General features: G+C 41.4%; 1 protein-coding gene. It reads left to right on the forward strand.

Going from position 1 to position 1,272, the window contains the following annotated elements:
* The first annotated feature begins 34 nt into the window (after nucleotides 1–34).
* Nucleotides 35–400: a VOC family protein gene (locus KP803_RS21740; protein ID WP_005472418.1), complete on the forward strand. Its 366-nt coding sequence runs from the start codon at nucleotides 35–37 to the stop codon at nucleotides 398–400.
* Nucleotides 401–1,272: the final 872 nt, after the last annotated feature.

The following is a 1,272-nucleotide window of genomic DNA, read 5'->3' on the forward strand; positions in this document are numbered from 1 at the left end:
AGCTACAAACAGTCGAAAGGAATTGGTACTAGAAATGGAAAATCTGAATACAGTAGAAATAAAATCGTTTGTGCCCGCCAAAGACTTTGAGCTTTCGAAGCGCTTTTATCAGAGTATTGGCTTCGAACTCGCATCAGAATTTGATGGAATCGCGTACTTCAAATTTGGCTCTTGTCCGTTTTTGCTCCAAGACTTTTATGAACCGGCTCATAGTGACAATTTCATGATGCACCTTTTAGTCGAAGATGCCCAAAGTTGGTATGAGCATGTGCTGAAACTCAATTTAGAGGAAGAGTTTGGTTCCAAGGTGACAGAATTGGTTGAACAGCCGTGGGGAATGCTAGAGTTTTGCATCACAGACCCTAGCGGTGTGTTGTGGCGTATAGCCGAGAACAAGTAGCTTAACAAAGCGTTTAAGACAGATTCGCAACGCTCGGCACTTTCGGTTTGAGTCTGTTTTAGTGTTTACGGCACAATGGTTAGGTTTAGTGGTAGTGTTGCTCACTACTTAACGCGGCGTTAGTCGTTTAATGCTTTGAAAGGTTTTAAGGTTAAAGTTGGTTCAGTAACTTTCGGCGTATTGTTTTATTGGCAACGTTTTTTGGCGCTACTGGATCGCATGATGTTAATGTTCCATTTAGGGCGCTTCGTTTGGCCGAGTTAAATGCATAGCCTTGCCCTAAGTAAGTTCTACAAATGTCGAGTATTGGTTATAAGAACATTAGCTTGTGCCAATAATCAGCAGTCAATGGTAAAGCCACCGACTAACAAGTTAATTAAGTGGACTTATCAACGCTGGGCACTCTTGGCTTGAAGTCTGATAGGCTCGGTAAAGTCAGTGGTTACAGCCACTTATTAAAGCGTTATGAGGATATGATGATTATAAACATTTTCAGAGAGGCCTGTTGCGGTCAAGATGACCAGAGCGGCCTCTTAATGATGCAATTAACATTAAGCACTATCACCACGATCCAAGATCTCGCATGTGAGATCGGTGAAAGCGGGTTCCTCCAGTTTACATCTACTCATAATGTTATATTTGCTCATTCTGGAAACGAAGTTCTCTTTAGCATTCCGGCTAAAAGCTTTGATAGCCCTAACGTCGAGTATTTTGTTCCTAAGTCTGAGAAGGCACAAAAATATGTGCTAGAGGGTTCAATCCATTTCAAATGGTAAAACCCTCATAACAAATTGTTCAACTGGATTCCAAAACGCTTGGCAATTTTGTATCGGTTAGCTTCAGTGTTTTAGGTAGTCATAATAGGTTTGGTG

Source organism: Vibrio amylolyticus (genome assembly GCF_023145695.1).
In the GTDB taxonomy this organism is placed as follows: Bacteria; Pseudomonadota; Gammaproteobacteria; order Enterobacterales; family Vibrionaceae; genus Vibrio; species Vibrio amylolyticus.

Bases quoted from the DNA above. Each gene is read 5' to 3' on its own strand.
- KP803_RS21740 (WP_005472418.1), top strand. From the start codon at position 35: ATGGAAAATCTGAATACAGTAGAAATAAAATCGTTTGTGCCCGCCAAA.